This window comes from Streptococcus anginosus, assembly GCF_900636475.1.
Classification (GTDB): Bacteria; Bacillota; Bacilli; order Lactobacillales; family Streptococcaceae; genus Streptococcus; species Streptococcus anginosus.
Genome location: NZ_LR134283.1, coordinates 1,183,589 through 1,208,864 on the forward strand (window position 1 = coordinate 1,183,589; position 25,276 = coordinate 1,208,864).

The window sequence follows — 25,276 nt, forward strand, 5'->3', positions numbered from 1 at the left end:
TATTTATAATAAAAGGACAAAAGTCACTTATATTTGACACTAGGATAAGGAGAAATGCATGAATCACGTGAAAGATTTCCGAAAAAATCTAGGACTCTCGCAACTAGACCTTGCCAAACAAATTGGCGTTTCGCGGCAGACAATTAACATGATTGAAAACAACAAATATAATCCCACACTAGAACTTTGCATTAACCTAGCACTAGCTTTAAAGACAGACCTAAACACACTTTTTTGGAATAAGTAAAAAATAGAAAGGCTACATTCAAATGAAACTTCAACAATACAAAAAAATTATCTTACCTCTTCTAGCAATTCTCCTTATCATTTCCTTCTACTTTTTCTTCACCTTGACAGATCCGATCTTGTTCTGGATAGATGTGGCAGTAATTGCTGGTTGCATATTTTTCGGTCGAAAACTTTTAAAGAAGGACTAGACTTCTTGTGCCTTCTTTCTCGTCTTTTAAGCTGCTTTGTGGTAAAATAAAGTCATTATTCTATGAGGGAAGATACGAATGTCACATTTTTTATCAAGATTATCTCCTGCTAGGCGCATTTTATTGAGCTTTGCCCTTGTAATTGTGGTGGGCTCTCTTCTTTTAAATCTGCCTTTTATGCAGACAGCGACTTCTAAAGCTAATTATTTTGACCACCTCTTTACATCAGTTTCAATGGTTTGTGTGACGGGGCTTTTTACGCAGTCTGTTGCAGATACTTACAATGTTTGGGGACAGATTATCTGTATGCTCCTCATTCAGATTGGCGGATTGGGGCTGATTAGCTTTATTGGGCTGATTTATGTCCGCTCCAATCAGAAACTCAGTTTTTCCAATCGTACTACTTTACAAGAAAGTCTTAGTCGAGATGAGACAAATTCTATTCGCGACTTTCTTCGCTCTATTTTTCTCATTACTTTCAGCATTGAAGCTCTTGGGGCATTTATCCTCAGTTTTCGCTTTGTCCCCCTTTTAGGATGGGGAAAAGGACTTCTAACCTCCATTTTCCTTGCTATCTCTGCATTTTGCAATGCTGGATTTGACAACTTAGGAAGCACTAGCTTGCTAGCTTATAAAACAGATGCCTTGGTCAATTTGACCATTGCTGCCTTGATTATCATGGGAGGCTTGGGTTTTTCAGTTTGGTTTGACTTAAAAACAAATATCCAGACAAAAGGACACAAGCGGAAATTACGTTTTCACACAAAATTGGTCCTTGCTTTAACAGCTTTCATCTTAATCAGTGGAACCTGCTTGACATTTCTGACAGAATATCAAAATACAGCTACTATTGGTCGACTTCCCTTTGAAAAGAAACTTTTAGTCAGCTTCTTTCAAACCGTCACCATGCGGACGGCTGGCTTTGCAACAATTGACTATACACAAGCTCGCCCAGTGACACTTCTCCTTTACATCATTCAAATGTTTCTAGGGGGTGCTCCCGGAGGAACGGCAGGGGGACTGAAAATCACTACTTTTTTGGTCGTATTAGCCTTTGCCCGAACGGAAATCCTTGGCTTGCCTCATACTAATTTTGGACACCATACGTTTTCTCCCTCTACCATTCAAAAAGCCTTTAGTGTCTTGATTGTCTTTACAACAACCTTTATCATTGGCTTGACTTTTTTGACTATGGTCGCTGATAATGGACATCGTTTTATTTACTTAATGTTTGAAGCCATGTCTGCTCTTGGAACGGTGGGCGTAACGGCAAATCTAACACCTACTTTAAATCATGCCGCCTTAACCGTGATTATGTTTTTGATGTTTATCGGACGTATCGGACCATTGACCTTAATTGTCAGTCTTTCCAATCGAAAACCGAAGAAAAAAGACACAATTAAATTTGCCAATGCAAATATTATTATTGGATAGGAAGGAATTTCATGGATAAACGAACAATCGGTATACTGGGTCTGGGAGTTTTCGGTCGCAGTATCATTAACACACTTCGCAAATACAACTGCGATATTATAGCTGTCGATGACCATGAAGATGTCATCAATCATTTTGAACCCATTTTAGCGCGAGGTGTGGTCGGCGATATTACAGACCATGATTTGCTTCAGGCGGCAGGGATTGATACCTGTGATACGGTAGTGGTCGCTACTGGAGACAATCTAGAATCGAGTGTCCTTGCTGTTATGCACTGCAAATCGTTAGGCGTTGAAAAGGTGATTGCCAAGGTGAAAAGTAAGACAACCAGAAAAGTCTTGCTAAAGGTCGGAGCTGATCGCTGCATCTCCCCTGAGCGTGAAACAGGGATTTCGCTTGCTAAAAATATTTTGCACCAAGCCACGACGGATGTCATTGAATTAGATAAAAATGTCTCTATTATTGAATTTTATCCACCTCAGTCTTGGATTGGTAAAAATTTAGCCCAATTAAAACTTCGTCAAAACCACAACCTCAATATCATTGGTTTTCGAGAAGCACCCGACGGTGTTCTCAACATTGATACATCACCTGACTATACCTTTAAAAAAGACGAACTGTTGATGGCAGTTATTGACAGTCAAACATTTGACCACTTTGAAGATATTACAAAATAGATGAAAACATCGCTGAGAATTTTTCTCAGCGATGTTTTGTTACCTTTATTACGAATTTGGATCATCCAAACTTCGACCGTGCAAGCCTTTTTCACGTTGGACTTGACGGAGCTTTTCCGGTGTGATGTCATTACCCTCTTCATCCACAATTTTAATCCCTTCAATGTGGTGGCGAACGCTACGACGATAGCCTTCAATGTATTCTTCACGCAATTTAGCTTGCTCTACTTTTTCTTCTGGCGTTAGGCCAACTGTTTTTTTCTTTTTGGCAAGTTCGTTGATACGTTCGATTTTCTTTGGTTCCATTTTTCCCTCCTTGGATTATTTTGTATTGATTTGGTTAAATTGTGCCACTTTTTTGGCTTTCGTCATTAAGGCAGCTAAGAGTGCCAAACGATTTGCTCGGATTGCTTCATCTTCAGCCATAACCATAGTATTGTCAAAGAAAGCATCAATCACTGGACTTAAAGCGAAGAGTTCCTCAATATTATCTGTTAAGTCATCAGATAACGTTAAGTTTTCTACTGCTGCATGAAGGGCTTTTTCTTCGGCATTTTCAAAGAGGCTCTCGTCCACAACACCAGCCGTTTCTGCTTTTTCTGCCAAGTTAAAGACACGTGCTAAACTTTCGACCGATGATTTGAAAGAATCTTCTTGTGCTTTTTCTGCTAGAAGTGTAGCTACTTCGACCAGATCACGTACAACAAAGGTTGAACTATTTAAAACAGAAGACACGATATCTTTTGGAACATCGCTGTCCATCATTTTTTCAATACGTGCACGGAAGAAATCAAGCACTTGTTCTTTATTGCTATATGTGAGACTGTCAAATTGCAGCGCATAAATCTCTTCTATCAATTCATCTAAAGCAATGTGCCAACCAAATTTATCCAAAATGCGCACGACACCTTGCGTTGCTCTACGGAGGGCATAGGGGTCGTTTGAACCGCTTGGAATAAGCCCGACTGAGAAGAAAGAAAGAATCGTGTCCATCTTGTCTGCAATGGCTAAAATAGCACCAACTTTTGTGTCTGGCAATTCACCGTCACTTGCAGTTGGCAAATAATGCTCTTGAATGGCTCTAGCTACTGCTTTATTTTCTCCTGCAAGCAGGGCATATTTTTCCCCCATGATACCTTGCAGCTCATCAAACTCACCAACCATACCAGTCAACAAATCAAACTTGTAAATAGCTGCAGCTCGCGCTACGTCTTTCATTTCTTGCTTAGATAACTGAGCTTTTTCTGCTAAAAGGGCTGCAATTTTTGCTGTTCGCTCCATGTGCTCTGCTAGAGAGCCGATTTTTTCATGGAAGGTCACATTTTTCAACTTTTCAACCAAATCAGAAATAACCAATCGTTGGTCTTCGCGCCAGAAAAATTCTGCATCTTCCAAACGAGCTACCAACACTTTCTGATTCCCTTTGACCACATTTTCGAGATGTTCTGCATTTCCGTTACGTACCGATACAAAATATGGAAGAAGTTTGCCATTTTCATTACGAACAACAAAGTAGCGTTGATTGACTTTCATGGAAGTCACGAGGACTTCCTCAGGTACCTCCAGATAACGCTCGTCAAAACGTCCGATAAAAGCGGTTGGGTATTCAATTAAATTCAGCACTTCGTCCAGCAAATCTTCGTCAATCTCCACATGAACGTTGTGCATTTTCTCGATTTCTTTGATTTGATCCAAAATCATGTTTTCGCGTTCCATTGGGCTGGCAATGACAAAAACTTTGCGCAAGTCCTCTTCATAAGAATCTGCTGACTGAATCTTCACTTCATGACCGAGAAAACGATGACCCCGACTTGTCCGTCCGCTTTCAATATCGAACAAATTCATCAAAAAGGACTCATCGTCCAACAACACAGTTAGGGTATGAACGGGACGGATATATTCAAATGTATTGCTCCCCCAGTGCATATTGACCGGAAAGCTTAGTGAAGTCAGCACATCAACAACTCCGTCAATCAATTCTTCAACAGGTTTTCCGATTTCTTGCTTGGTCACATAGACATATTCTTCGCCTTTGACTTCACGGAATGTGATATCTTCAACAGTCAAGCCTTTTCCACGAACAAAACCTTGCGCGGCTTTAGTGAAATTTCCATCTGCATCCAAAGCAATCTTCTTGCTTGGACCTTTAAAATCTTCTGTTAAGTCCGTTTGCTTCTCACTTAAATTGGACACGCGCACAGCCAAGCGACGAGGAGTTGAAAACATTTCAATCTTATCAAAAGTTAAACGATTGTCTGTTAAAAAGGCTGCCATTTTATCACGCAATTGTTTCATGCTTAGTGTTACAACATAGGCAGGCATTTCTTCTAACCCTAACTCAACCAATAAATTCTTTGTCATTTTTATTCCTCCTCAGCCAATAATTTCTCACGTGTTACTTTGTCTAACAATGGATAGCCTAGCCGTTTGCGTTCTGCCACAAAGGTTTTAGCAACAATACGTGCTAAATTCCGAATCCGAGCAATATAACCGGCACGCTCTGTTACGGAAACCGCTCCGCGAGCATCCAATAAATTAAAAGTATGAGAGCATTTCAATACATAATCATAAGCAGGGTGCACAAGATTATATTCCAAGCAGCGTTTTGCTTCTGCTTCAAAATGATCAAAATTTTCTAAAAGCAAGGCTTGGTCGCTCACTTCAAAACTGTATTTTGAATGTTCAAATTCTGGCTGACGGAAAATTTCGCCGTACTTAACTCCATCTGCCCATTCAATATCATAAACAGAATCCACTTCTTGAATATAAGATGCCAAACGTTCTAAACCATAGGTAACTTCAGATGTAACTGGACTGGTAGATAAACCACCGACCTGTTGGAAATACGTAAACTGTGTAATCTCCATCCCGTCAAGCCATACTTCCCAACCCAAACCTGCAGAACCAGTTGAAGGATTTTCCCAGTTGTCTTCGACAAAGCGAATATCGTGCTCTAGCGGGTTAATTCCTAACAATTCCAATGATTGTAAATACAACTCTTGAATGTTGCTAGGACTTGGTTTCATTACAACCTGAAACTGATGATGTTGGTAAAGGCGATTCGGATTTTCACCATATCGTCCATCTGCTGGACGACGTGAAGGCTCTACATAAGCCGCATTCCATGGCTCAGGTCCAATAGCCCGTAAGAAAGTGTAGGGGCTCATCGTACCAGCACCTTTTTCATTATCGTAAGCCTGCATGAGCATACAACCCTGATCATTCCAAAACTGTTGCAACGTTAAAATAATTTCTTGGAAGGTTAACTTCTTCAGCATAATGTTTACTCCATTCTTTTTATTATAATATTCTTGTAACTTGAGCTTATAGTAGGAATATACTAGTCTCAACAAGTGAATCAATTTGACTAACAAAACAAAAAGCAGAACTGCACTCGATACGACACCCTATACAGCTTTGCATAGGGGCGTCAAAACGCGGTTCCACCCTAGTTTATTACTTCATTGTTAATATAGCCTTAAGATAACATCAAGGACTAAAATTTACCGAAAGCTCCATCTTCATTCAGCTCTTATCTGGCTTCCACCATCCCAGACTCGCTAGCAAGTAATTGCATGAGACTTCTTTCATACAAAACATTATAGCAAGAAATAGAAAATTTGTAAAAGGAAAATATTTTCTTTCATGTATATTTGTTAGAACTTCCACACAAACTACACTAATTGAGCTAGTAAACACCTACCAGATGGTTATCTGATTCGTTCCATTCGTTATCTAACTAAAACTACTATTTTACCTGTCTTCGCAGTGAATTATTCCCTAAGCCCTTTCAAAAACTCGTCTAGTTTTTGCTAGGCTTCTGGATGGTGCCTCTGAGCTGGTCCAGCATGTTCAGGAGGTCGGAGGTCTTGGTCTCAATCTCGCTATTAGTGCAGTTAATATTGGCGACAATCTCCGTCAGCGGAGCCACTTCCTCCTCCTAAAAGTATCCACATGGCGGGGAATATTTGTCTTACTCATTTTCCTCACTCTTTTTTATGTTTTCTATACTCAATATATTCTCTCAAAGTCAATATTTCAAGGTCTCCGATACTATTTTCGACTATGTATAAATCGTTTAAACCATCTTTTTCGTTAGTATCTAAGATCCTCTTCGCTTCTATTATCTTTTTTATTGACTTATAGAATTTCTTATCAAAAATCTCATCCGATACTTCTTGATAAATTATACCCTTTTTAGTTGAAGCTTTTATCGTGATAGTCGCTGGTGATATTTTACCAGCTGATTCCACCTTTACTATTTTTTTATTCTTAATAACAGCTAAAATTTTAATGATTAACTCTTTTAGCAGTTCAACCACAAGACCTACGGCTACCGCCCTCAACATTTCATCGTTTAAAATTATCTCAATAAAAGAATCAAAAGAAGCCTGTATACTGTCTTCTCCAAAAAATAGAATTTCTACTCCTTCTTTAGAACAACTTTCTCTCAACTCTATCTCTTCCTGTTCAGAAAATAATAAGTATGCCCCTCTAACGCCAATGCTTTTTTTCATGAATATTGCTCCTTTTCTTTTACAAAAAAATTGAAACACAGCATTTTTTAGTATTTAACTTAGTTCAAAGACTCCAGTTTGATCAAATATAGAAAGAATATCATCAGCCGCTATTTTTTCAGTCTTATACTTTTCAAACAACTTTAAGAATTGCAAAGTATCTATAATCAATACCTTGTTCATTTGATTTTTTGCCGCTTCTACGATATTAGGATTGATTAATGCTCTATCTTTGGGGTCTGTATCCTTAAAACGATTTACAATGATAGTTCTCCTAATGATGTCATCAGAAATTTCATTCTTTTCAGCATATTTATTCACATGAGCTACCAACTGAAAAATATTTGATTTTTTCACATCTTTAGTCAATCCTTTAAATTCAAATAAATAATGAAGCCCATCTTTTTCAAAAGAAAAATCTTCATCTTTGGTATCTTCAAAGTCAGATTTTATTCCCAACATTTCTATCAACATATACTTTAAACTTCTCTCAATAGAATAATACTTCTCAATCAATACGAACGACTTCCCCTAATCTATTTCTTACTCTTGAAAAATAAAGAATCGTTCCATACCCAGATACCAAAAATGCTATAAAATATAACCACGCTAAATATTCTGAATCAGGAAACTGTTTATTGGTAATTAAAAAGACAATTACAGTTACAGCCGCATAAAATATCCCTGTCAGTAAGACTGATTGAAATAATTTTAATAAACTATCTCTTTTAAAATTATTTTCATCCGAATCATTTTTAGAAAATAATATATACAAAAGAGTTAAAACTGCACTAATAACTCCTAGTATAGTCAATAAATTCATCTTTTCTCCCTAACTTTTAAATTCTCTTCTAGTCTTCTTTGACTCAGCACAAAAGAAAAGGCGCTGCACGCCCTCTCTTTAAGCACTATTCAATTATAACTTATTTCTTTAGATATTTAATCAAAACATCATCTGACAATGATTTATTATCATTAAATTTTACTGAATGATCATAATATCTTTCAAACCAATCAGGGTTTTCCATTGTTTTATTAAGTATATATTCTTTATCCTTGTCAGTTACATATTTATCAGTAATCTCTCTTTTTCTTAACTCTTTTTTAGTCAAAACTTTTCCATTAGGCCTCTTATATTTAGACATCGTCTGAAGCCGATCAAAAATAGCTGAAATATATCTAGCAGGAGTCACAACAAAACTCTGGCTTACAATCGTTTTAGGAACTAGAATTAAAAGTTCATCGTCATTTTTATCATTATTTTGAACAACGACATAGCGACTTTCAAATGTAGACCACTGATGATTTTCTATGTCCCAATAATCAAAACTTACAACCTCATCACTAATTTTCAAACCATGAATTTTCGCTTGTTCCAAAGAATACTCTAACAATTTTTTCTTCAAAAGACTTGCGAGTAAATCAGACATTCTATCCTTAGAAAATCTTTTAACAAAAACTGGCATGGCAATAGGGGTCAATAATCTTTCCTTCAAAGAATCTATCGCTCTTGAAACATAACCAAAATATTGATCTAGCATTTCTTTGGAAACACCCTTACCTTTAGATTTACTTGAGGAGTAGCCTAAGTGGATTGCATCGCATTCTTTTGAATGAATAAATAGCCCCAATGCATAATCTTTTTGATTTTTTTGATAATATAAATCATAAGCTGTAGCTAAAAAGTCAACTACAATTGCTTCATAATCTGCCGATAGTAATAATGGATCTATAAATAAGTGCGCATCCTTCTCTGTATCGATATCCAAAAAATCTAGCCCAACTTGAATTTTCTTTCTATTTAAAATTTTTGATATATGTATAATACATACCTTCTTTCATTAATTATTATAGAAAAGCAAGGGCAAAAAATTTTAATTTACGTTTTTCACGATAAATGTTAAACTGTAATAGAATTTTTGAATAGTGCTTACCGTCATTACCTCTAAAATTCAATTCCCCTTGTCAAAGACGTTAGTTACAGCTATCGTCTTTTTTCTATGTTAAAATTGTACTAAAAAATACAAAAGAAAACAAGCAAATTTTACAACATATAGAACAGAGACGAGAAATAGATACAATATATAGTATTTATAATAAATAATACGCTTATTCTTTTATTATATTTCATAATATTGTATTCACAATAAACAATTTTAATATCACACTCTTAGACTTGTAATAAGTTTTGTAACCCCTTTTTAATTCATCTTATATATTTACTCAAATTATACCACGAAACCACCAAAAATCCCCTAGAAATCATTCTAAGGGATTAACTTTACCCAGCCACTTCCACTACTGGTTCCGTTTTTGTTTTCTTGCTTGGACTGGATAGGCGGCGCTTGCTGTCGCGGATGGTGTTGAGGTCTTTGAGGAGTTTAGCAAAGTGGAGTTTTTCGGGATAGGCTTCTGCGGAGGCTGCGGTATAGCGCATAAAGAGGTCATAGATACGGGAGAGCTCGGTACGCAACTGCTTGGTTTTGCCGACTTCTTTGCTGGACTTGGCTGCACGTGCCAGAGCTTCTGCCCGGTCATAGTCTTCCTGAGCTGTTGCCACGGCGGTAAGCATCGGCAGAAGACCCAAGGTAGTCACTGCTGCATCATAAGGTTCCTCCTTGAGGGTTTTGAGGAGACTCTTGATTTCAGCAGTTGCGACATCGTTGGTATGCTTGGTGATGTCCTTATACTTCGCAAGGACTGGCGTTAGGGTTTCGTGGGCAGCTTTGAGATTGGGCTCCTTGATTTTGGCAAAGCCCCTATGCAAGGTAAACAGTCCGACTAGGGCACTGTCCCGCTCCTTATCCACTTCTGCTAGACTCAAGGTTTGTTTATTTTCTACGCTGGCCAACTGGGCTTGGAATTGCTCCAGCTTACTGTCAAAGACTTCAAGATGATCATCATACATAGCCTCATCCTTGTAGGACTTGGCAAAGCTAGTGAGAACCTGATGAGAGTCCGTCATCAAGCTTTCAAACTCACGGTTAGTAAAGTTGCTGTAAGGCAAGGGGCGAATGGTGTAGGTTTTTGTCATAATAATCCTTTCCAAAAATATGATAAAACAAGTATAGCATGTGGTGATAAATCTTTGGCAAGGATGCCCTGAAATGTTATTTTTAAAACCCGAAAGAGCATTTTCCTCTTTTTCAAAGAAAAAAGACAGCAAAAATCCCCATCTGATTGCTAGTAAACCTTCCGACGGGGACTATTTGTCTATAAAAAACGAATCATCCGAGCATTCAAGACTTAGAATACCTAGAAACTTTAGTGATTAGTGTCATCCTAGACATAGAATGCCAATCAATTTTAGTAAATCCTGTCATTCGAAGGATAGATTATTTGGAAATTTTCATAAATAGGGCTATCTAAAAGCTAGATTCCCTCCAAATTTTAGTAAGGAAGACGATTCGACTCCTAGATTGGAGTAGGACGTTGATAAATGATATTGACTGAAGCCTTGACTGCTTCTTTTCTTCCTTATCTTCCCACTCCCAGTGACTCAATAACCTCCTCAATCAGTCCTTTGACTTCTTTATCGCACAGAAGAGAGAGTTTTGATTACAGTTTCAATCAATCATCATCTAAAAATCCATCTTATCTGGATCTGGAGCGCTGCCTTCAAGACCTTGAATGTTTTTCAGCACTTCTAGATCTGCTGGACTGAGGGTAATATCAAAGCAGTCCAGATTGCTCTTGATTCGCTCAGGCGTAACCGACTTGGGCAGGGGCAGGAAGCCCTCTTGCAGGCTCCAAGCCAGAGCGATTTGGGCGACAGATTTGCCGTATTTATCGACCACAGCCTTGACTTCTTCATTGCGGAAAATTTCCCCTTGACCGAAGGGACCCCAAGCCTCTAGGAGAATATCATGCTTACGACAATAGTCCACTGTTTCAGCCTGATAGACACCAGGCGCCAGACGAATTTGATTGACCGCAGGCAAAATACGCGCTGTCTCAAGCAGAGGCTCTAGATGGTGAGGCAGGAAATTGCTGACACCGATAGCTCGGATTTCCCCCTCCCGATAGAGGTCTTCCATAGCCCGCCAAACCTCCCGATTGCGCTCCTTCCAAGCTTCCTGCTCTCGCAGAGGTTTTGGATTGGGCCAGTGGATAAGATAGAGGTCCAGATAGTCCAGCCCCAAACGCTCTAAGGAGCGGGCAAAAGCTCCTTGAGTCTCCTCATAAGTATGATTACCATTCCAGAGCTTGGTCGTAATAAAGAGCTCTTCTCGCGGTATACAACTGTCTTTGATTGCACTACCCACACTTCCCTCATTCTTATAAACAGCCGCAGTATCAATGTGTCGGTAGCCTGCTTCAAGTGCTGTTAGCACCGCCTGATAGGCCTCTTCACCATCTTGAGCCTTCCAAGTTCCAAAGCCCAAAACCGGAATCTCTACACCATTGTTTAATTGATAACGTTCCATCTCCGTCTCCTTTATTAAGCAAGCAGGCAGCCCAGTCAACTACCCCTTCCAACAAAAAATCTATTTCTTAGCTTTCTTTTTCAAGGATTTGGGTTTAAAGACATTCTCCTTGGTTGGTGCCATTCCCCTGCCGAGAAAACTATAAGTAATAAAAGTTATGCCAACTACAATCATGAGCATACGACTCAGATAACCTCATTATATCACGCCCCTTATTGCAATTCAAATCCTTAAAAACCTTTTCTTAACTACATGTATTTTAAAAAGTAAAATGAAAAGAGTCGGTTTCCCAACTCTTTCAAGATAAAAAGATTCTATTTAGCTTCGTATCTCTTTTCGCCATCCAAGTAGGTCGCAACCAGTTCCAAATCCTTGTCCAACACAATGAAGTCTGCATCATGTCCTTCCTTGATTTGACCACAAACATCCTCAATATGAACGGATTTAGCCGGATTGAGAGTTGCCATCATAACTGCTTCGTGTGGGTTAGCAATCCCCCATTTGACAACGTTCTTTAACCCGTCTTTCAATTTCAAGATAGAACCAGCTAGGTTACCTGTTGATTTGAGTCGAGCAGTTCCATTTGCGACTACTACTGGAAATTCTCCCAACATATAGTCACCGTCTTCCAAGCCTCCTGCAGTCATACAGTCTGTGATGAGCGCAACATTTTCATGCCCTTTTTGCTTCATCAAGATGTCACAAGCCTTTGGATCCACATGGTGTCCATCACAGATTAATTCAGCATAAGTGTGTGGCAATTCATACATAGCGCCAACCATCCCCAACTCACGGTGGGTTAAGCCGCGCATACCATTATAAGCATGCACCCAGACACTGGCACCTGCATCTACCGCAGCCTTTGCTTCTTCAAACGTTGCATTTGAGTGTCCCAACGCAACCGTTACGCCCTCATCCGTAATGGTACGGACAAAGTCTTCAACACCTTCTCGTTCTGGCGCTAGAGCGATTTTATTGAGTAAACCATTTGAAGCTTTTTGCCAAGCGCGAAATTCATCCATTCGAGGGTCTTTCATATAAGTTGGATTTTGAGCGCCCTTGTATTTTTCTGTGAAATACGGTCCTTCAAAATAAAGCCCACGAATCTTAGCACCTGTCGCTTCTTGATAATGAGCACCAATATTTTCGGTCACAGCTAGCAACAATTCAAAAGTTGAGGTCAAGGTTGTTGGCAAAAAACTGGTGACACCTGTTGACAGCAGTCCTTCACTCATGGTGTGAAGCGTCCCTTCGATATTATTGTCCATCACATCAACACCACCAAAGCCATGAATATGAGTATCTACCAAGCCTGGTGCAATAGAATAACCTGTGTAATCTATCACTTCCGCATCTGCTGGAATTTCTTTGAACCATTTTCCAAATTTGCCATCGACTAATTCCAGATAGCCACCTTGACGAATACCATGAGGATAGAAAAATTGATCTGCTTGAATGTATTTAGGCATAATAAAACCTCCTTCATTCGATGAGAGTTCATGTTAAGCTACTATTATTTTTAGCAACTGTAATTGATATTTTGAGTCACTCTCACATTTATTCATTATGTCCCTTTTATTATACCGCTTTCTTCTTTTTTTGTAAATGGTATAGACCTATTTACTGAGTTTTAGGTGACCCTGTAGGGATTAAATTTAACTCTTACACTACTGTTTATACTATTCAGCTACAGCATAATGAATTTGTGATACACGTCATTTTAACTAACAAGCTAAATAGTTAACCAGCCTCATATTGGAAAAATCTGGCTTTGATACTGTTTATGCTAAAAAAGATAATAATGCGGACACTCCAATTTAAATTTTTGTTTGCTAGATAGTTTTTAATATTTAATTCATACCATTTCTATAATCGTCTTAATTCTTTTCCCATTGTTTGCAGATGATAATTGATGTCTAATTCTGCAAGCCCTATCTATTTGTATAATTGATGTCATTTTACCTAGTGCGAAATAGATGGATCCTACCAAATAGGTTGATTTAGCTATTAAACTCCATCAAGTTAATACATTACTTTCTAATTATTTACACTTCTATGTTCTATCTTTTATTTGAATAATTGTTTGTATTGTGTTATAATAAATATGGAAAAAGTATTTTGTGTTGATTTTTGTCGCAAGGAGCTGATTCCCAATTTAAAAGAGACAAATCGGCTTTAAACGACTTTAGTCTGCGCCTAGCACACTTATCTTTGGAGGTGTATCATGAAAAAGAAAGTCTTTACAGTCGCTGTCTCCTTACTTACCATTCTGCTTTTAGTTGCTTGCGGTAATAATAAGAAATCAACAGACACATCATCTTCTGAAATACCCAAGACCAGTTCTAGTCAAAAAGCAGAACAAAGCTCAAAAACCATTGAATTTTCTACCACAGCTATTGACACAGTTATTTACGAAGGCAAAGGTGTCACACTTACCTATAAAGGGCTAGAAAAAGATGATTATGAATATACCCTTAAGTTAGCATATAAAAATACTTCCAATAAAGAATATGAAGTGCAAACTCGTAATGGTAAAGTCAATAATATTTCCAATAATGATGACCATAAAATTATCATTTGCTCTGATACCTTAAAAGCTTCTGCTACTTCTGAAGGTAGTATTAAATTACCAATAAATGCTTTAGAAGCAGCTAGTATTACCAAACCAAAAGTTTTAGAATGCAATTTAGAAGTCATTTATGATATTACAGAAACTGTTGCCAAAATACCAATTAAGGTGACTTTTGAATAATGCAGTAGGGCTAATTTATATGTTTTCTTACATTATTTATGTATACCATTCAGCACACAGTGGTTAAACTAACTTTTGATATATTGTTCTAATAACAAACTAAACAACTAGCCAGTCCTCGCTTAATGAGGACTGGTTTTTATATGACTAGTTTCAGAGCAGATTTCGTTACCACTAGTTATGACAAGCCCTCATCACAGTGATGTTTTCATCAAAAACATAAGTTTATCTTACAAAACATACCAAAAACTTTTCTAAACCAATATCCACAATCCACTGATAACTAGCAATAAGAGGTTCGAATAGTTTAACAAATGCAACTTTACAAGAAAGATTTAATCAAAAGTAAAAAGTATATTTCGAAATTTATATTTTTCTCCTTGATGAACTGGTTTAGAGTTTGTAAGTTTTGATAAAGATAAACTGTGACATCTTTCAAGTTCTACTCTACCTCTATTTGCTCTATCACATTGGATTGATAACAGAGTCAAGCCAGTATTACAGCACAGATGTTCCACTTTTTCTTGTGTACCCAACTTGATCTCACAGAGTCATTATTAATAAACTTTCTACTTGATCATATAAGATAAGTAGGGTACAAAAAAATAAACCGCACCAGCAGTTTATTTCTCATGATTATATTTGTTCCGCTTGGACCTTTTCCGCTAAGTTCATGGCGTGATCCGCTACTCTCGTATAGTGAGAGATGATATCAATAAAGTTTACGCCTGCTTGTGTTGAGCATTCTCCTCTATTCAGACGATGAATGTGCGTTTTCCGTAGCTTTCGTTCCATTTTATCAATCGCTTCATGCTTAGCCACCAAACTATTGGCCAATTCAATATCATTATCTTCTACAGACTTCAATGATTCTTTTATGAAGCTGAGTGTCATATTGTAAATCAAATCCAACTCTTGCAAAGCTGCTGGAGAAAATTCCACCTTTTTCCGACGGATATAATCTGTCAAGTTAATCAACGCTTCACCATGGTCTCCGATTCTTTCTAAATCTCGAGATGAATCCAAAATATTTGTCAGCACTTCACTTTCTTTTTGGCTAAGAGGCTCACTAGATAAATCAATAAGGTAACGTGTGAGATCTTCATCAATCTTATTGATTGCTTCTTCTACCTTGTGTCCTTTGTCTGCTGACTTTTCAGTATTGTTCACAATATAATCATAAGCCAACTCAAATGAACGCATCGCATAACGTCCTAAATGTAGCAATTCTTTTTTGGCATTTCCAAGCGCCAAAGACGGAGCTTGTTTGATTAAAATCGGATCTAAATAAAGCGGTTCATATTTCACAACTTCATCTTCACCTGGAATCAGTTTTGTTACCAAGGTAGCTAACAAGCCAATAAATGGAAATTGAATAATCGTATTAGTCAAATTAAAAGTTCCGTGAGCAAAGGCGATGGTCATTTCTGGGCTTAAATGGAGTGCTGCTTGAAACCACTGAATTAAGCTCGTAAATGGACCTAAAACGATCAAGCATAAAACGGTACCGACCACATTGAAAGTGACATGGGCACCTGCCACACGTTTAGCAGCAATATTGGCTCCTAATGATGCAATAATCGCCGTAATCGTTGTCCCGATATTATCTCCAAAAAGAACTGGTAAGGCTCCTTTTAGCTCAATCAAACCACTCGCATATAGATTTTGCAAAATACCTATAGTTGCGGATGAGGCTTGAATCAGTAATGTAATCCCTGTTCCTACAAACACTCCAAGGACTGGATTTCCACTTAACTTTATCATATACTCACGAAAAGCATCTAAATCTTTCAATGGCTCCATAGCGCCACTCATCAGATTTAAAGCAAAGAAGATACCACCAACCCCAAATAAGACACGACCAATATTATTGATAGAGCGCTTTTTGGTAAAGAAGAGACAGACTGCTCCTAAAAAGAGAATGGGTAAGGCATAATCACCTAGCTTAAAACCAATAATAAAGGAGGTCACTGTCGTTCCGATATTGGCTCCCATAACAATCCCAATCGCTTGCTTCAAAGTCAATAGTCCAGCGCTTACCAGTCCAACCGTAATAACTGTCACACCTGAACTTGACTGAATCAAGGCTGTTAGACCAATTCCAACTAGAACACCAAAAAATGGATTGCTGGTATATTTGTCAATAAAATAACGAAGCCGATCACCTGCAGCCTGCTGCAAGCCATCCCCCATCATCCTAATACTATATAGGAAAAGTCCTAAACCGCCTAAAAAGCTAAATATAATTTGCTGCCAATTGATGGACATCTTTTTCCCTCCGAAAAATATGTAGCGGATTATCTCCTTTTCTATTTTAATGGATAAGTGTAAAAGTAACAAGCCTTTTTTAGCATTTTTATCAAAAAAAGAAAGAAAAATAGAATTTCCTTTCTTTTTAAATATATTGATATAGCTAAAATCACATTTTATTTTTGTTCTAAATCGCGGAGCATTTGGTCAATTTTATTCCCGTATTCAATGGATTCATCTTTGATAAATGTCAAATCAGGAATTTTATACATCTTCAAGTTGTGACCCAATTCACGTTTGATTGTTCCTTTGGCTTTTTCTAAACCAATTTGAGCTTTTTCTTGCTCAGAAGCAAGCTTGCTCATCAGCGTGTAGTACACTTTTGCCATTGACAAGTCACCCAACATTTGCACATCTGTAATGGTAATTCCTTGAACACGCGGATCACGAACTTTTTTTTGCAAAATTTCATTGACTTCACGTTTGATTTCCATGCCCACACGATCCACACGAAATTGATTTGCCATGATATCTCCTTTCACTTACTTTAGAAAAAGGTTGAGGCAGACTTTAATGAACCATAGCCTGTCTCTTTTCCATTCATATTTTATTTTGTGATTTCTTCCATGATGTAGGCTTCAATCATGTCGTCAACCTTGATGTCATTGTAGTTCTCAACCATGAGGCCACCTTCTTGCCCATTGCCAACTTCTTTCACATCATCCTTATAATGTTTGAGGCTAGCAAGCGCACCATCAAAGATGACAACACCATCACGAATCACACGAACCTTAGAATCACGAGTTACTTTACCGCTAACCACCATAAAGCCACCAATGGTACCGACTTTAGAAACCTTGAAGGTTTCACGGATAACAGCTTCACCGATAATTTTTTCTTCGTATTCTGGATCCAACATCCCTTTCATGGCATCTTCTACTTCTTCGATGACTTTATAAATAATGCTGTGAAGACGCATTTCGACGTCATCTGCTTCAGCTTGTTGACGAGCTTGTGGGGTAGGACGAACGTTGAAACCAATGATAAAGGCATTTGAAGCTTCGGCAAGAGTCACGTCAGACTCGTTAATAGCACCAACTGCTGAGTGAACAATCGTGACTTTAACGCCTTCTACTTCAATCTTTTGAAGGGAAGCTGTCAAGGCTTCGGCAGAACCTTGCACATCTGCTTTGATAATAACATTGACAGACTTGACTTCACCGGCTTTAAGGGTATCAAAGAGATTTTCAAGACTAACACGGTGAGTTGCTTGACGTTGCTTCATGAGAGCACGTTTTGCACGTTCTTCACCAGCTGCACGCGCTGCTTTTTCATCTTCATACACTGCAAAATGATCACCAGCCATTGGTGTTTCATTTAGACCCGTGATAGATACTGGTGTAGACGGTCCAGCAACTTTCACTCGGCGTCCACGGTCATTGGTCATGGCACGTACACGTCCAAAGGTATTTCCGACAACGATTGGATCCTGCACATTCAAAGTACCTTGTTGAACGAGCAGAGTTGCCACCGCACCTTTCCCTTTATCCAAGCGCGCTTCGATAACCGTACCAATTGCGCGAACATTCGGATCGGCTTTTAATTCTTGAATTTCGGCTACAAGGAGAACTGTTTCGAGCAACTCCTCAATATTTTGATTGAATTTCGCTGAGATTTCAACAAATTCAGAATCACCGCCCCAAGCAGTTGACATAACGCCATATTCAGCTAATTCACCGATGACACGTTCAGGATTGGCACCTGGCTTATCAATTTTGTTAATCGCTACAATAATTGGCACATTTGCTGCTTTTGAGTGGTTAATGGCTTCAATCGTTTGAGGCATTACCCCGTCATCTGCTGCCACAACAAGAATCGTAATATCTGTGACAGAAGCACCACGTGCCCGCATAGAAGTAAAGGCCGCATGCCCTGGTGTATCAAGGAAGGTAATTTTCTTACCATTTTCTTCAATCTGGTAAGCACCAATATGTTGTGTAATCCCACCTGCTTCACCTGTAGCAACACGAGAATTACGCAAGGTATCCAAAAGCGTTGTTTTCCCGTGGTCAACGTGTCCCATAATGGTCACAACCGGTGGACGCTCTACCAAGGCATCTGGATCAAGATAATCATCATCCACAAAGAAGCGATCAATATCTGCATTGTCCACTTCAACTTTAGCATGAGCTTCAATACCATAATCCACCATGAGGAGTTCAATGGTGTCACTATCTAACGATTGGTTTTGGGTCGCCATGACTCCCATCATAAAAAGTTTCTTGACAATTTCAGCTGGTTCGCGCTTAATCCGCTTTGCAATCTCTGCAACGGTCATGCCTTCTGTATATTCAAACTCTTTTGGCAATTCATGGAATTTACGTTCTGTAACCGGTTTTGGAGTTTGGTTATTGTTCCGATTATTCTTGCCTTTTTTATTTTTCTTGTTATGATTCCAATTACTATTCTTTTGATTTCTCACTTGATTTTGACTGCTTCGATTCTTTTGTTGTTTTCTTGGACCATCTTCTTCACGATCAAAGTCATCGCGTTTCTTGTCTGGTCGAGCTTGTTTTTTCCGACGAGTGTCAACTGCGGGAGTTTGACTCGCTTCAGGAGCAACTTGGGGCTGTGAAGCTGGCTTTGTTGCTTCCACAATAGGAGCCGCTGCTTGAAATAATTCTTCTACAGGTTCTTTCCGTTTATTCTGCTCGCGTTGAGCTGCTTTCGCAGCCTGAGCTTGTTTGAAACGTTCTTCACTACCACTAGCATATTCAGCATTTTGTTCAGCTTTCAGAGCTACTGCACGTGCTTTAAAATCAATGCGTGGTCCTTGATTCGTTTGAGGGCGATTTTGATTTGTAGCATGTGAACGATTTTGCCCTTGGTGACGATTATCTTGGTTCCGATGATTGCGATTGTCGCGTTGTTCGTTGCGATTTCCTCGGTCATTGCGATTTTGATTGCTTCGATCATTACGCTGATTGCGCTCATCTCGATTTCGTTTGTCCCCATTTTGTTGTTTTTGCGGACGATTGTCTCGCTGTTTATTCCGTCGTTCTGCTTGCTCTTTTGCTCTTGCCTCTCGTTCAGCCTTAAAATTACGACTTTTTGGTTTTGCAGGCGCCGACTTCATTTCCACTTCCGACTTTTGCGTCGGAGCTACTGCCTTCGGCTCTGCTTTCTTCTCAGCCTCGGTCGTTTCTTTCACTGCCGTTGAAGCTGACGGTTGCTCTTTAGGCAACGATTGAGTCGTTTCTTTTTTAGGAGCTGCTGCTTGAGAAAAGCTAGCTGTGATACGTGTTGCTATTTCACTTTCCACGCTGCTGGCATGACTTTTTACCTCAATACCAAGCTCTTTTGCACGCGCCACAATTTCCTTGCTTTCTTTCCCCAGCTCTTTCGCGATTTCGTACAATCTTACTTTAGACAAATCTTGTCCTCCTCTTCTATTCCATAAGAGACCTCATTTTCTTTGTAAATCCAGCATCAGTGATGGCAAGCACTTTTCTTGCCTTGCCTACTGCGGTGCTTAATTCCAGTGTTGAAAACACGGTTGATACTTCTACTTTGTAATAATGACTTTTATCAGTAATTTTCTTGGTCAAATTTGGAGCAGCATCATTGGATAAAAAGACTAACTTTGCTTTCTTATCTTGTATTGCCTTAACAACCAGTTCTTCACCTGATATGATGCGACCTGCTCGTTGTGCCAGTCCAAGTAAACTGGCTAATTTTTGTTTATTCAAGACCTAGCTCTCTTCTTTTAACTTTATGATCCACGTAAGCAATCAGCTCATCGTAAAAATCGTCTTCCACTTCCATATTGAAACTGCGATTAAAGACTCGTTTTTGCTTAGCTTGAAGCGCTTCTTCATTATCAAGTTTGATATAAGCTCCACGTCCGTTCGCCTTGCCTGTTGGATCAATGAAAATTTGACCTTCTTTGTTTTTGACAATGCGGAGTAAATCACGCTTGTCAATGATTTCGTTAGAAACTACTGATTTTCGTAAAGGGATTTTTCTTGTTTTTGCCATTCTTTCCCTCCTTTAGTCTGCTGCTTCAACTTCACTTTCTACAAATTCTGTTTCTACAGGATTTTCAACTGCTGCAAATTCTTCTACTTCTTCAGCAAATCCGCCGAGTTCACCAGCTTCTTCCATAGCTTCAAATTCACTTGCAGATTTGATGTCAATTCTGTAACCTGTCAAATGAGCTGCCAAGCGTACGTTTTGTCCGCGACGACCGATTGCAAGAGACAATTTGTTATCTGGCACAACGACAAGAGCATGCTTGCTATCTTGACTGTCAAAGATAACTTGATCCACTTCTGCCGGAGCAATCGCATTGTAGATGAATTCAGCAGGATCTGCTACCCACTCAATCACATCGATGTTTTCTTCAATAGGAATCATACGGGCTGATTTTGCATCATACTTAGCAGGATGAAACTTGCTAGTGATTTTCTTGATGTTTGCGCCACCACGTCCAACGATTGTACCAATTGCATCTACATTGGGATTGTGACTGCGTACAGCAACCTTAGTCCGATCACCTGCTTCACGAGAAACACTCATGATTTCAACTGTTCCGTCATAAACTTCTGGAATTTCCTGCTCCATTAAACGTTTAATCATTTCCGGATGACTACGGCTAACAAAAACATTCACACCGCGAGGATTGTCCTCAACCTTATAAACAAAAACTTCAATGCGGTCGTGTGAAGCAAAGACTTCTCCAGGAATTTGGTCTTGTTTAGACAACTGCGCTTCAATGCTGCCAAGATTGACATAGATGAAACGATTGTCAAAACGTTCGACTGTTCCTGACATGATTTCATTCTCATGTTCTTTGTACTTATTGTAAGTAATTGCCCGCGTTTGTTTGCGCATTTTTTCCATAATTGTTTGCTTAGCAGATTGAGCTGCTACCCGACCAAATTCAGCCGGTGCTTCTTCAAATTTGATTTTATCACCAAGTTCATAAGCCGAGCTAATAGCAAGAGCATCTTTTAAGCTGATTTCCAAACGGCTATCAAAAACTTCGTCCACCACTTCACGAACCGTATAGACACGAAAATCTCCTGTTTTTTCATTAAATTCAATAGCTGCACTATCTGACTGACCATAACGGCGACGATAAGCTGAACGAAGTGACTCAGTCACTGCTTCGATAATGTCTTCTTTTTTGATCCCTTTGTCTTCTTCCAAAATACGGAAGGCCTCTAGCATTTCTTTACTCATGTCTTTTTAGCTTTTGCGGAAACAAAAGCAATCCTTTCTTTTTATTCTTGCTAAAATTTGACTGCTAATCTTGCTTTAGATACTAGTCTGTAAGGAATTTGAACAACTTTCTTACGCGTCTTATCCCTATATTCCATTGTTAAATGATCTTCCTCAAAAGAAAGCAATGTTCCTTCAAAGGTTTTACTTTTATCAACTGCTTGATACAGACTAACATGGATATATTGCCCAACTGCATCTGCTAATTGTTCTTTCGTTTTCAGCGGACGTTCCAACCCTGGGCTAGTTACTTCAAGAAAATACTGTTCAGGAAAGGGATCCGGCTTAATCATATCTAAAAGTGGACTGATGATGTCCGTCAATTCTGCCGTATCATTTACAGTAATTCCTCCCGGCTTATCTACAAAAATACTAAGAACATGGTCGCTCCCCATCTTACCGTACTCAATATCCACTAATTCATACGGTTCTTGAACGACTGGTTCAACAACTTCTTTTACTAATTTGACAATCGTTGTGATAAGACTACACCTCCTCACAGATAAGAGGCGAAGATATTTCCTCGCCTCTCTTTCATATTTATTATCTACATTATAGCATAAGAAAAAGGAAAATACAAGAAAATTTATTCTTGTATTTTATTTGATGCTATTATACTTATCAATCGTAAGAAAATTGATTGATTTCAGCATTGTGGTTGACAGATAATTCTAAAAAGAATTGACTATAAAGTCAAATAGAATAACCTACAATCAAAATCACTCCTCATAAAGGTTTTTTATTTCGAAATTAAATAGCAAATAATTGACCTACAAGATAAGTTACTGTCATAGTCAAAAGTCCAATGACTAAGTTTCGAATCATGGCATTTTTTATCGGTGCTTTTCCTAACTTGGCACTGGTGTATCCCGTTCCCAATAGCGATAAAGCAACGATGACTACTGTCGCCGGAATTCTATAACTAGCAGAAAAGAAGACAATGCTCAGCATGGGAAAGATAGCTCCTGCTACAAAAGCGATAAAGCTGGAAATTGCTGCATGCCAAGGATTAGTAAATTCTTCCACTTCAATACCATACTTTTCCGCTACCAAAGCTTTGAGAGGATCCTTTAAAAAAGCTCGATTCGTTAAAAGCTGGGCAGAAGTCTCACACTCGCCATTCTGGATATAAGCTGCATAGAGCGACTGCCTAGCAATATCTGGATTTTTCATTAAAAGATCTCGCTCTCTGACAACTGCGGCCTCCTCCGTATCCTTTTGAGTGGAGACAGATACATATTCACCACCTGCCATGGAAAAAGCTCCCGCAAAGACTGCTGCTAACCCAGAAAGAAAGATAATCCAAATACTTTCTGTTGCACTTGCTACCCCTATTACCACACCCGCGATAGAAATAATACCATCATTGGCCCCCAATACTCCAGCTCGCAAAATATTAAGCCGACCGCTAAAATTCTTATCAATCTCTTGTTCTCTCATCATCGTCAACCTTCTCTTTTCTCTTTATTTAGAATTATTATAAATAAAAACTTAATCAAGCACAAGAGAAAAGAACAAAATGAGAAAAGTTCTACTATTTAATAAAATTTCTTGAACATCTACTTAGACAGCAACGTTTTACTTTTTAGCAAGCTCAAAACAAGACCATTCTACCAAATCACACACATATATATGATAAAAGGTCATCCGATTGATACCACAATCTTCTACAATGTCCTGAATCGTAAATTTTGTTAATAGTTTTTATAACAAAATGTTTAAATGAAGCTTCTAAAGTTCATTTTGTCGCTTGAGACATTCTTTTGCTCCTCTTGTTTTTTAGCAATCTTTTCTCCTGAAAATCAGAAAAGGGAGTGGGACAGAACTAAAAATTGAAAATTTTTAGTTCGTAGTCCCACCCCCGCAAGGGTGCTTAAACAGTTATCAAGCTGTTTAAGGTTGCAGATGAAGAAAACGAAGTTTTCGCCAAAAGTGTTCTTCCGAGCTTGAACAGCGAATGAAGAGCCCAATCACCTACTGCGTTATTCGTTTATTACTAAATCTGATAGAAGCTGGGATACTTTTTGCCCAGCCTCTTTCAATTATCTATTTCACCTTAAAACTCCGCCTCGACCCGATAGATGACTTGACCTTTGTTGACAAATTTTTTCTCGTACTCTGTCAGCACATTATCTTCAAAGTCGCTCGCGTGTAAATCTAACCAAACACCATTTAGTTTCATCCCGTATTGAGAAAAGCTCACTAAGCTATATTCAAAAAGACCACGATTATCTGTTTTGAAATGAATCTCACCATGTTCTGGTAAAATTTGCTTAAAGGTATCGAGAAAAGATTTGTAGGTCAAGCGCCGTTTTTCATGGCGTTTCTTGGGCCAAGGATCAGAAAAATTCAGATACAAACGATCAATCTCTCCATTTTCAAAGTAGTTGGTCAAATCAGAACCATCTACCCAAAGGAGCTTGATATTGGGAACATCAGTTGCTAAAACCTTATCCAAAGCGTAACTCAAAACGGATTTTTGAATATCAATTCCGATATAGTTAATTTCTGGATGAGCTTTTGCCATTTCTGAAACAAACGCACCCTTTCCACTTCCCACTTCAATATGAATAGGGTGCTTATTCCCAAAAATCTCATGCCACTTGCCCTTTGCTTCAGCAGGATTTAAAATCACATATTGCGGGTTTGCTTCTAGTAATTCCGTTGCGCCTTTGCGATTTCTAACTCTCATGACACCTTTCTTCCGTATTTTGAGCGGAAGTTGCGCAAGGCATAAATCTCCCGATTCACATTTTCCAAGTCTGCATTTTCATAATACTTCGCAATCTGACATAGGTAAGCATACTGACCATACCAGTATAATTTCTTCAATACCGTTTCATTATAGCGATAGCCATAGTAGGTCAACCATTCTTTCCAACGCACCTCTGGAATATAATGGCTTAATATATGAGCCACATCAAACATACGATCTGTCAATCGAACAGAATCCCAATCTACTAAATACACCAATCCACTATCTGTCTCAATCCAGTTACTATGACGCACATCGCCATGCACAATCGTTGCATGATCCTCGCGAAATTGTGGTAAATGACTACGCATATCATTTAAAACCGACCGTAAGTAATGATTATTTCCAATTGCCAATGGTGCGTGTTCTAACCAAGATTCCAATAAATCTGCTGGCGTCTCCAAGGAATACCCCAACCGACGCAACTGTGTCATCAAAGGACGTGAACGATGTAGCCGTGTCAAAATATTTACAATTTGTTTTTTGTCCATTTCAGTCGGCGTCAAAATTTTTCCTGATAGCCATTCCTGTGCACTCATGACATTGCCGTCTGCCATGCGACGACTCCACAATAATTGCGGTGCGATTTGTTCTCTAGCCAAACCTACTAAGATTGGGGTCGTGTTCATCTTGACGAAAACGCGCGCCCCATCTGGATAGGTGCCCATGTAGGCTTTCCCACTTTTACCTGCAATTGGTGTCAGAGTTAGCTCATTATCAACCAAGTCCATTGTTCCCCTCCGT

At 38.8% G+C, this 25,276-nt stretch carries 24 protein-coding genes; 4 read left to right on the forward strand and 20 right to left on the reverse strand.

The window, feature by feature from the left end; genetic code table 11:
- Positions 1-58: 58 nt before the first annotated feature.
- The 3 genes from EL079_RS05765 to EL079_RS05775 all read left to right on the forward strand — a co-directional run bounded on the left by EL079_RS05765 (position 59) and on the right by EL079_RS05775 (position 2,548).
- Positions 59-247: a helix-turn-helix transcriptional regulator gene (locus EL079_RS05765; protein ID WP_003031034.1), complete on the forward strand. Its 189-nt coding sequence runs from the start codon at positions 59-61 to the stop codon at positions 245-247.
- 268 nt (positions 248-515) lie between these two features.
- Positions 516-1,871, forward strand: a complete 1,356-nt coding sequence (locus tag EL079_RS05770; RefSeq protein WP_003031032.1) for a TrkH family potassium uptake protein — start codon at positions 516-518, stop codon at positions 1,869-1,871.
- A gap of 11 nt (positions 1,872-1,882) precedes the next feature.
- Complete coding sequence (locus EL079_RS05775; RefSeq protein ID WP_003031027.1) at positions 1,883-2,548, forward strand: potassium channel family protein; 666 nt, start codon at positions 1,883-1,885, stop codon at positions 2,546-2,548.
- 48 nt (positions 2,549-2,596) lie between these two features.
- On the opposite strand, the gene EL079_RS05780 is transcribed toward EL079_RS05775, so the two are convergent.
- The 10 genes from EL079_RS05780 to nagA form a co-directional block, all read right to left on the reverse strand.
- A complete protein-coding gene (locus EL079_RS05780; RefSeq protein WP_003025937.1) occupies positions 2,597-2,854 on the reverse strand; it encodes a DUF896 family protein in 258 nt (85 codons plus the stop codon).
- 15 nt (positions 2,855-2,869) lie between these two features.
- The gene (gene glyS, locus EL079_RS05785) at positions 2,870-4,909 is read right to left on the reverse strand and encodes a glycine--tRNA ligase subunit beta (RefSeq protein WP_003033051.1); all 2,040 of its coding nucleotides are present in this window, start codon (positions 4,907-4,909) and stop codon (positions 2,870-2,872) included.
- A gap of 2 nt (positions 4,910-4,911) precedes the next feature.
- Complete coding sequence (gene glyQ / locus EL079_RS05790; RefSeq protein WP_003033049.1) at positions 4,912-5,826, reverse strand: glycine--tRNA ligase subunit alpha; 915 nt, start codon at positions 5,824-5,826, stop codon at positions 4,912-4,914.
- 708 nt (positions 5,827-6,534) lie between these two features.
- Complete coding sequence (locus EL079_RS09815) at positions 6,535-7,065, reverse strand: hypothetical protein (RefSeq protein ID WP_018543629.1); 531 nt, start codon at positions 7,063-7,065, stop codon at positions 6,535-6,537.
- 54 nt (positions 7,066-7,119) lie between these two features.
- Positions 7,120-7,581, reverse strand: coding sequence for a hypothetical protein (locus EL079_RS05805; protein ID WP_022524428.1), 462 nt, complete (start codon positions 7,579-7,581; stop codon positions 7,120-7,122).
- Positions 7,574-7,888: a hypothetical protein gene (locus tag EL079_RS05810; protein ID WP_004224998.1), complete on the reverse strand. Its 315-nt coding sequence runs from the start codon at positions 7,886-7,888 to the stop codon at positions 7,574-7,576. Before EL079_RS05810 ends, EL079_RS05805 begins: the two co-directional genes overlap by 8 nt.
- A gap of 100 nt (positions 7,889-7,988) precedes the next feature.
- Positions 7,989-8,834, reverse strand: coding sequence for a cytochrome c family protein (locus EL079_RS05815; RefSeq protein ID WP_003033084.1), 846 nt, complete (start codon positions 8,832-8,834; stop codon positions 7,989-7,991).
- Between the two features lie 512 nt (positions 8,835-9,346).
- Positions 9,347-10,099, reverse strand: coding sequence for a DUF6261 family protein (locus EL079_RS05820; protein ID WP_004224975.1), 753 nt, complete (start codon positions 10,097-10,099; stop codon positions 9,347-9,349).
- A gap of 547 nt (positions 10,100-10,646) precedes the next feature.
- A complete protein-coding gene (locus EL079_RS05825; RefSeq protein WP_004344527.1) occupies positions 10,647-11,492 on the reverse strand; it encodes an aldo/keto reductase in 846 nt (281 codons plus the stop codon).
- 314 nt (positions 11,493-11,806) lie between these two features.
- A complete protein-coding gene (gene nagA / locus EL079_RS05830) occupies positions 11,807-12,961 on the reverse strand; it encodes an N-acetylglucosamine-6-phosphate deacetylase (protein ID WP_004344540.1) in 1,155 nt (384 codons plus the stop codon).
- Positions 12,962-13,716: 755 nt separating this feature from the next.
- Here nagA and EL079_RS05835 point away from each other — a divergent pair.
- Positions 13,717-14,244 carry a hypothetical protein gene (locus EL079_RS05835; protein WP_004224278.1) on the forward strand — a complete coding sequence of 176 codons (528 nt, stop codon included), beginning with the start codon at positions 13,717-13,719 and terminating at the stop codon, positions 14,242-14,244.
- A gap of 636 nt (positions 14,245-14,880) precedes the next feature.
- On the opposite strand, the gene EL079_RS05840 is transcribed toward EL079_RS05835, so the two are convergent.
- From EL079_RS05840 to ccrZ, 10 genes are all read right to left on the reverse strand, one after another.
- Positions 14,881-16,512 (reverse strand): Na/Pi cotransporter family protein, encoded by a 1,632-nt coding sequence (locus EL079_RS05840; protein ID WP_003033075.1) that lies wholly within the window; start codon positions 16,510-16,512, stop codon positions 14,881-14,883.
- A gap of 158 nt (positions 16,513-16,670) precedes the next feature.
- On the reverse strand, positions 16,671-17,021 hold the full coding sequence (gene rbfA, locus EL079_RS05845; RefSeq protein WP_003043380.1) for a 30S ribosome-binding factor RbfA: 351 nt from the start codon (positions 17,019-17,021) through the stop codon (positions 16,671-16,673).
- An 80-nt stretch (positions 17,022-17,101) separates the two neighbouring features.
- On the reverse strand, positions 17,102-19,927 hold the full coding sequence (gene infB / locus EL079_RS05850) for a translation initiation factor IF-2 (RefSeq protein ID WP_004224991.1): 2,826 nt from the start codon (positions 19,925-19,927) through the stop codon (positions 17,102-17,104).
- Positions 19,928-19,943: 16 nt separating this feature from the next.
- On the reverse strand, positions 19,944-20,243 hold the full coding sequence (locus EL079_RS05855; protein ID WP_004224973.1) for a YlxQ-related RNA-binding protein: 300 nt from the start codon (positions 20,241-20,243) through the stop codon (positions 19,944-19,946).
- On the reverse strand, positions 20,236-20,532 hold the full coding sequence (gene rnpM, locus EL079_RS05860; protein WP_003025961.1) for an RNase P modulator RnpM: 297 nt from the start codon (positions 20,530-20,532) through the stop codon (positions 20,236-20,238). The genes EL079_RS05855 and rnpM overlap by 8 nt, the downstream gene beginning before the upstream one ends.
- Positions 20,533-20,544: 12 nt before the next feature.
- Positions 20,545-21,738: a transcription termination factor NusA gene (nusA, locus tag EL079_RS05865; protein WP_004344529.1), complete on the reverse strand. Its 1,194-nt coding sequence runs from the start codon at positions 21,736-21,738 to the stop codon at positions 20,545-20,547.
- A gap of 50 nt (positions 21,739-21,788) precedes the next feature.
- Positions 21,789-22,277: a ribosome maturation factor RimP gene (gene rimP / locus EL079_RS05870; RefSeq protein ID WP_004224979.1), complete on the reverse strand. Its 489-nt coding sequence runs from the start codon at positions 22,275-22,277 to the stop codon at positions 21,789-21,791.
- Positions 22,278-22,527: 250 nt separating this feature from the next.
- Positions 22,528-23,217 carry a VIT1/CCC1 transporter family protein gene (locus EL079_RS05875; protein WP_026248194.1) on the reverse strand — a complete coding sequence of 230 codons (690 nt, stop codon included), beginning with the start codon at positions 23,215-23,217 and terminating at the stop codon, positions 22,528-22,530.
- Positions 23,218-23,833: 616 nt separating this feature from the next.
- Positions 23,834-24,469, reverse strand: a complete 636-nt coding sequence (trmB, locus tag EL079_RS05880; protein ID WP_003033795.1) for a tRNA (guanosine(46)-N7)-methyltransferase TrmB — start codon at positions 24,467-24,469, stop codon at positions 23,834-23,836.
- Entirely contained in the window at positions 24,466-25,263 is a 798-nt protein-coding gene (gene ccrZ, locus EL079_RS05885; RefSeq protein ID WP_003043230.1) for a cell cycle regulator CcrZ, read from the reverse strand. Before ccrZ ends, trmB begins: the two co-directional genes overlap by 4 nt.
- Between the last annotated feature and the right edge of the window lie 13 nt (positions 25,264-25,276).

Excerpts from the sequence above, each read along its gene's own strand:
- EL079_RS05765 (WP_003031034.1), top strand. The coding sequence starts at position 59 with ATGAATCACGTGAAAGATTTCCGAAAAAATCTAGGACTCTCGCAACTA.
- EL079_RS05770 (WP_003031032.1), top strand. The coding sequence starts at position 516 with ATGTCACATTTTTTATCAAGATTATCTCCTGCTAGGCGCATTTTATTG.
- EL079_RS05775 (WP_003031027.1), top strand. The coding sequence starts at position 1,883 with ATGGATAAACGAACAATCGGTATACTGGGTCTGGGAGTTTTCGGTCGC.
- EL079_RS05780 (WP_003025937.1), bottom strand. The coding sequence starts at position 2,854 with ATGGAACCAAAGAAAATCGAACGTATCAACGAACTTGCCAAAAAGAAA.
- glyS (WP_003033051.1), bottom strand. The coding sequence starts at position 4,909 with ATGACAAAGAATTTATTGGTTGAGTTAGGGTTAGAAGAAATGCCTGCC.
- glyQ (WP_003033049.1), bottom strand. The coding sequence starts at position 5,826 with ATGCTGAAGAAGTTAACCTTCCAAGAAATTATTTTAACGTTGCAACAG.
- EL079_RS09815 (WP_018543629.1), bottom strand. The coding sequence starts at position 7,065 with ATGAAAAAAAGCATTGGCGTTAGAGGGGCATACTTATTATTTTCTGAA.
- EL079_RS05810 (WP_004224998.1), bottom strand. The coding sequence starts at position 7,888 with ATGAATTTATTGACTATACTAGGAGTTATTAGTGCAGTTTTAACTCTT.
- EL079_RS05820 (WP_004224975.1), bottom strand. The coding sequence starts at position 10,099 with ATGACAAAAACCTACACCATTCGCCCCTTGCCTTACAGCAACTTTACT.
- EL079_RS05825 (WP_004344527.1), bottom strand. The coding sequence starts at position 11,492 with ATGGAACGTTATCAATTAAACAATGGTGTAGAGATTCCGGTTTTGGGC.
- nagA (WP_004344540.1), bottom strand. The coding sequence starts at position 12,961 with ATGCCTAAATACATTCAAGCAGATCAATTTTTCTATCCTCATGGTATT.
- EL079_RS05835 (WP_004224278.1), top strand. The coding sequence starts at position 13,717 with ATGAAAAAGAAAGTCTTTACAGTCGCTGTCTCCTTACTTACCATTCTG.
- EL079_RS05840 (WP_003033075.1), bottom strand. The coding sequence starts at position 16,512 with ATGTCCATCAATTGGCAGCAAATTATATTTAGCTTTTTAGGCGGTTTA.
- rbfA (WP_003043380.1), bottom strand. The coding sequence starts at position 17,021 with ATGGCAAATCAATTTCGTGTGGATCGTGTGGGCATGGAAATCAAACGT.
- rnpM (WP_003025961.1), bottom strand. The coding sequence starts at position 20,532 with ATGGCAAAAACAAGAAAAATCCCTTTACGAAAATCAGTAGTTTCTAAC.
- nusA (WP_004344529.1), bottom strand. The coding sequence starts at position 21,738 with ATGAGTAAAGAAATGCTAGAGGCCTTCCGTATTTTGGAAGAAGACAAA.
- EL079_RS05875 (WP_026248194.1), bottom strand. The coding sequence starts at position 23,217 with ATGAGAGAACAAGAGATTGATAAGAATTTTAGCGGTCGGCTTAATATT.
- trmB (WP_003033795.1), bottom strand. The coding sequence starts at position 24,469 with ATGAGAGTTAGAAATCGCAAAGGCGCAACGGAATTACTAGAAGCAAAC.
- ccrZ (WP_003043230.1), bottom strand. The coding sequence starts at position 25,263 with ATGGACTTGGTTGATAATGAGCTAACTCTGACACCAATTGCAGGTAAA.